Source organism: bacterium, from assembly GCA_036524115.1.
Classification (GTDB): Bacteria; JAUVQV01; JAUVQV01; order JAUVQV01; family DATDCY01; genus DATDCY01.
Map to the genome: position 1 here is coordinate 1 of DATDCY010000095.1, position 4,935 is coordinate 4,935.

4 protein-coding genes and 1 tRNA gene are annotated in these 4,935 nt (G+C 71.2%); 1 reads left to right on the forward strand and 4 read right to left on the reverse strand.

All coding sequences use genetic code 11. The features are described 5' to 3' along the window. From VI078_04500 to rlmN, 4 genes are all read right to left on the reverse strand, one after another. A partial coding sequence (locus tag VI078_04500; GenBank protein HEY5998547.1) for a DUF748 domain-containing protein occupies window positions 1–2,330 on the reverse strand: 2,330 nt, incomplete at its 3' end. 24 nt (window positions 2,331–2,354) lie between these two features. After that, the gene (locus VI078_04505) at window positions 2,355–2,735 is read right to left on the reverse strand and encodes a cupin domain-containing protein (GenBank protein ID HEY5998548.1); all 381 of its coding nucleotides are present in this window, start codon (window positions 2,733–2,735) and stop codon (window positions 2,355–2,357) included. Between the two features lie 96 nt (window positions 2,736–2,831). After that, window positions 2,832–2,908, reverse strand: a tRNA-Arg gene (locus VI078_04510). Window positions 2,909–2,972: 64 nt separating this feature from the next. After that, window positions 2,973–4,010, reverse strand: coding sequence for a 23S rRNA (adenine(2503)-C(2))-methyltransferase RlmN (gene rlmN, locus VI078_04515; protein ID HEY5998549.1), 1,038 nt, complete (start codon window positions 4,008–4,010; stop codon window positions 2,973–2,975). A gap of 106 nt (window positions 4,011–4,116) precedes the next feature. Here rlmN and VI078_04520 point away from each other — a divergent pair. After that, the coding region (locus VI078_04520; GenBank protein ID HEY5998550.1) for a DUF4388 domain-containing protein at window positions 4,117–4,935 on the forward strand (819 nt) is incomplete at its 3' end.

Here is a 4,935-nt window from a genome sequence, read left to right on the forward strand (position 1 = left end):
TTCTGCACGTTGAACCTGCCGTCCGCGAAGATGATCAGCCGCACGTAGAACTCCGAGAGCAGCGCTTCGGCGACCTGGAGCGAGAAGGGGGACGATTCGAACGCGATGCCGCCGAGCGACAGCGTCGCGATCTTCAGCATCTCCTCGGAGTTGAGGCGGTCGACGGAGACGAAGTCCGTCAGGCCGGCCTCCCCGCGGAAGCTCGCGCCGATCTTTCCCTCCGTGCCGGTGGCAACCGCGAGGGCGCCCTTCACCGCCAGCTCGCCGCTGCTCGTGACGAAGTTCACCTGATCGGCGTAGTACGGGTACCACGGCACGAGCGCGAGGGACTTCATGTCGACGTCGACCCGCGCCCCGAAGGGCACGAGACCGACGTCGCCCTTCGCCGCGAGCCTCCCGCCGCCGTTGATGCCGGCAGTGAGCCGGAACGACGCGCGGCTCCCTTTCTTCGTCGAGAGCCCGGTGATCTCGGCCGCGAGCGGGGCAACCGTGTGCGTGAGCCAATCGGGGAACGTCGTGTCGACGAGCGTGGCAGCGCAGTCATCGAGACGCACCGAGGCCGCCTCGATCAGCCACGAGGGCTCCGCGGCTGCCGGCGGCTTTGCGGCTGCCGGCGGAACGGTCGGGCCGGGCGTTCCGGCCGCGGGCGCCGCCGCGACCGCCGCTCCTGCCGCGTCCGCCACGACGGGCCGCGGCACGCCCGGCGCGATGGCCCCTCCGCTCTCGCGCACGAGTCCGACGTTCACCTTCCGCAGGCTCACCGCGCCGAGGCTCAGACGACGCGCCGGGAGATCGAGATCGGCGCCCCAGACCTCCAGCGCCGCCAACGTCAGGAAGTCCGCCGGGGCGGCGCGGTGGCGGACCTTCAGCCCCTCGAGCCGGGCCGTCAACCCCGTGAACCCGAACGCCGTCCCGTTCTCGGCGGCCGCGAGCCGGACGTGGGCCTTCGCGCCCAGCACCCCTTCGCGGATCTCGTACGGCACCGACGCGCGGTAGTAGGGCTCCCACGCGCGCGGGCGCACCCCGGCGATCTGGACGTCCCCCTCCCATGCGAGCGGCGAGAAGCGGATGCTCCCGCGATGCTCGAGCGATTCGCCGAAACCGGTCTGGAAACTCACCTCGAGCTGCGCGGGCTCGTCCTGAGGGTAACGCACGGCACGGATCCCCGCCTCGACCTTCTCAAGCTCGGCGTTGAAGCGCCCCGGCACCGCCTCGTCCCGCCAGTGGACGCTCCCCCCGGTCAGTCGCAGTTCCCCGAGCGTCACCTGCCACGGAGTCGGCTTGGGCTCGGGTTGCTGCGGCGCCGGGAGCCGGAACGCGGCGGCCCAGTTGAGCCCTCCCGTCTTCTGCCGCAGGAGCGTCGCTTCGGGTGCGGTGATGACGATCTTCTCGATGTCGAGGCGATTCTTGAACACGTCGACGGAAAACGCGGGCACCTCCAGTGACGCCAGGGCGAGCAACGGCGCCCCGGTGCGCTCGGCGACCGCGACTTTGTCCAGCCGCGCCGCCCCGCGCACGACCAGCGAGCGGCCTTCCCGGGGCGCCGCGAAGGCCACCGAGAGCTTCACCCCGAGCATCCCTTCGCGCACGGTGAAGCCGAGGTCTTCGGGCAGGTAGGCCAGGTAGCGGGGCACGTCGATCCCCTGAAGGTCGAGGTCGACGGCCGTTTCCAGGGTCTCCTTGAACGGCTTGGTCTGCCCGGCGAGCTTGAACGGAGCGCCGTTGACGACCGCCGAGAGCGCAGGCTGCTCGAAGGTGTCGACACGCGCTGGGAAGTTCGACACGAAGGGGATGGTCACTGCCAGGTCGGCAATGTCGTGCCGCGCGCCCCGGGGACGATCCTCGAACACGATCTGCCCGGCACTGATGCGGATGTTGTGCAGCGCGAAGCGCGCCGGCTTTTCGGCGGGCGGGGGCGCTGCGCCGCCGCCTTTTTCCGCCCCGCCGAGCAGATCGGAGAAGTTGTACGTCCGGCCGTCCTCCCGGCGCACGAGGTGCACGCGCGGCCCCGTCAGCCGGATTTCGCGCAGCACCGGCGCGCGGTAGAGGATCGACGACGCCTCGAGGTCGGCGACGAGTTCGTCGAAGCCGAAGAACTCGCCGCCCCCTTCGCGCTCCCCGACCGTGAAGCCGGCGACCGTGACGATCAGCTTCAGGGGGTTGAAACGGACCTCCCGGACGGAGACGGGCCGGTGCAGCGCCTCCCCGAGCTTGCCGACGAGAAGATGCCTGGCAAGCGGGGGGACCGCGAAGTAGCTGACCCCCGTCAACAGGACGACGGTGCCAAAGACCCAGGCGGCCCCCTTGAGCAACCGCAGCGGCACACGCATCGACGCGCAGCAGGCCTGCGGCTTCTAGTGCTCCGCGGCCTCGGCCTCCGCCTTGGTCTTGTGCACGGTGCCGGCCGGGTGGTTCGGCGGCGAGTAGATCGTGTAGAGCTTCAGGGTCTCTGTCTTCGAGGTGTTGATGACGTTGTGGTGCGTCCCCGCGGGGACGACCACGGCGTCCGCGTCCCGCACCTTGTGCTTTTCCTTGCCGTTGTTGTAGACGAACGCCGCCTGGCCCTGCTCGATCCGGAAGAACTGGTCGACCTTCGGGTGCACTTCGTTGCCGATCTCCTCGCCGGGTTTGAGGGACATCACGACCAGCTGCGCGTGCTTGCCGGTGAAGAGCACCTTGCGGAAGTACTTGTTCTTGAGGGTTTCCTTCTCGATGTGCCCGACATAACCGATCATCGCTCGCCCTCCTTGCCCGACCTGGGGTTCCCGGGAGATCGTGAGCGAGGCGGCCTTGGGTGCGGCCGCACGGCACCGCCCGCCATCCCCGGCCATTGGCGCGCCCGGAGGGATTCGAACCCCCGACCGACGGATTCGAAGTCCGACGCTCTATCCAGCTGAGCTACGGGCGCCCGTTGTTACTATGCAATATTGCACGGGGCCGGCGCCGATGCAAACCGGCGCGGCGCCGTCGCTTCACCGCTGCGCGCCCGGCGCGCCCGCCAGCTGCCCGCAGGCGGCGGCGATGTCAGCGCCGCGGCTACGCCGGAGCAGGGTCCGGTAGCCGGCCGCGTGGAGGACGGCCTGGAAGGCCGCGACGCGCTCCGGCGGCGAGCGCCGGAACGGCAGCGTCGGCGACTCGTTGTACTCCAGCAGGTTGACGCGGCAGGGGAGCCCCCGCAGCCGCTGCGCCAGCAGCCGCGCGTCGGCATCCGAATCGTTGACGCCCGCGAGCAGCGCGCATTCGACGAAGACCAGCCGCCGCCCCCCCGCCGCGTACTCGCGGCACGCCGCGAGCAGTTCGTCCACGCCGCAGGCGCGGTTGACCGGCATCAGTCCGGTGCGCACCGCGTCATCCGCCGCGTGCAACGAGACCGCGAGGTTGACGCGGGCGTCCCGCCCGAGGTCCCGGATCCGCGCCGCCAGCCCGCAGGTCGACACGGTGAGCCGGCGCTCCGAGAAGGCCCCGCCGCGCGGATGCCCGAGGATCGCCAGGGCGTCCAGGAGGTTGGCGTAGTTCGCCAGCGGCTCGCCCATCCCCATGAAGACGAGGCTGTCGATCCGCTGCGGCCGGCCGCCGGGATCGGCTCCGGCCTCCGCCAGCGCCTCGCGCACCGCGGCCACCTGGCTGACGATCTCGGCCGCGGAGAGGTCGCGCGCGAGCCCCATGCGCGCGGTGAGACAGAACCGGCAGCCCATTGCGCAGCCGGCCTGGGTGGAGACGCAGAGCGTGGTGCGGCCCTCGGCCGGGATCAGGACGCTCTCGATCACGGGGCCCTCGTCCAGGCGGAAGGCGAACTTGACCGTCCCGTCGCACGAACGCGCGACGGCCGCCGGCTCCAGCCGGCTGACGTGGGCCCGGCCCGCGAGGCGCGCGCGGATCTCCCGCCCGAGCCCCCCCGGGGCCGCCAGGTCGCGGCTCCCGGGCCGGTGCACCCACGCGAAGACGCGGCTCGCCCTCGCCGGGCCCAGCCCGAGGCCGGCGCAGAACTCCTCGAGGCGCGCCGGCGCCATGTCTCTCAGGTCGTTCCCGTGCCGCACGCCCCGAGTGTAGCAGGCCGCCCCGCTGTTGCATTCCCGCGCCGTTTCTGCGAAAAACGTCCGCGAGGGAGGGAGGCGGATGTCGTTCACCGGAGACCTGGAACACCTCTCGATCGTCGACGTGGTGCAACTGCTCCACTCTACACGCAAGTCGGGGACCCTCTCGGTCACGAGCACCAAGGGCGAGTGCCAGCTCGTCTTCGACGACGGCTTCATCATCAGCGCGAACCACTTCGACAACAGCGTGCGCATCGGCCGCATCCTCGTCGAGGCCGGCGCGGTCTCCACCGAGGACCTCGAGCGCACCCTCGCCGAACAGGCCGCGGCGGGCGACGGCGTGCGCAAGCCGATCGTCGCCGCCCTCATCGAGAGCGGCCGCGTGAAGAAGGAGGACGCCTACCGCGGCCTGGAAACGCTCCTGGAGCTGACGATCGTCGAGGTGCTCACGTGGACCACGGGGCACTTCGACCTCGACGTCGGCGCCGTGACCGCGGCCGACGACTACCGCTACTTCCCCGAGACGCTCCACCAGGGCATCCAGTTCCACACCGAGAACGTGCTCATGGACGCCCTGCGCCTCTACGACGAGAAGAAGCGCGATGGCAGGTTCGCTGACGAGGCCGAGCTGACCGACGAGTCCTTCGCGGCGGCGTTCGGCGACGACGGGGCGCCGGCGCCTCCGCACGTCGCGGAGCTCGACGGCGGCGAGGACGAGGAGGACGATCTCGTGCTCTCGCCCGACGACCTCGGCCTCGAGGACGTCGACCGGATCGAGAAGAGGATCCCGGAGGTCTTCAAGCCGCTCGAGGACCGGGCCGGCGCGCCCGCCGGCGGCGGTGAGCGGCGCGCCGTCGCCGCGCTCGCGCCGGGGCTCCCGGAGCCGGAGCTCGCGCGCCTC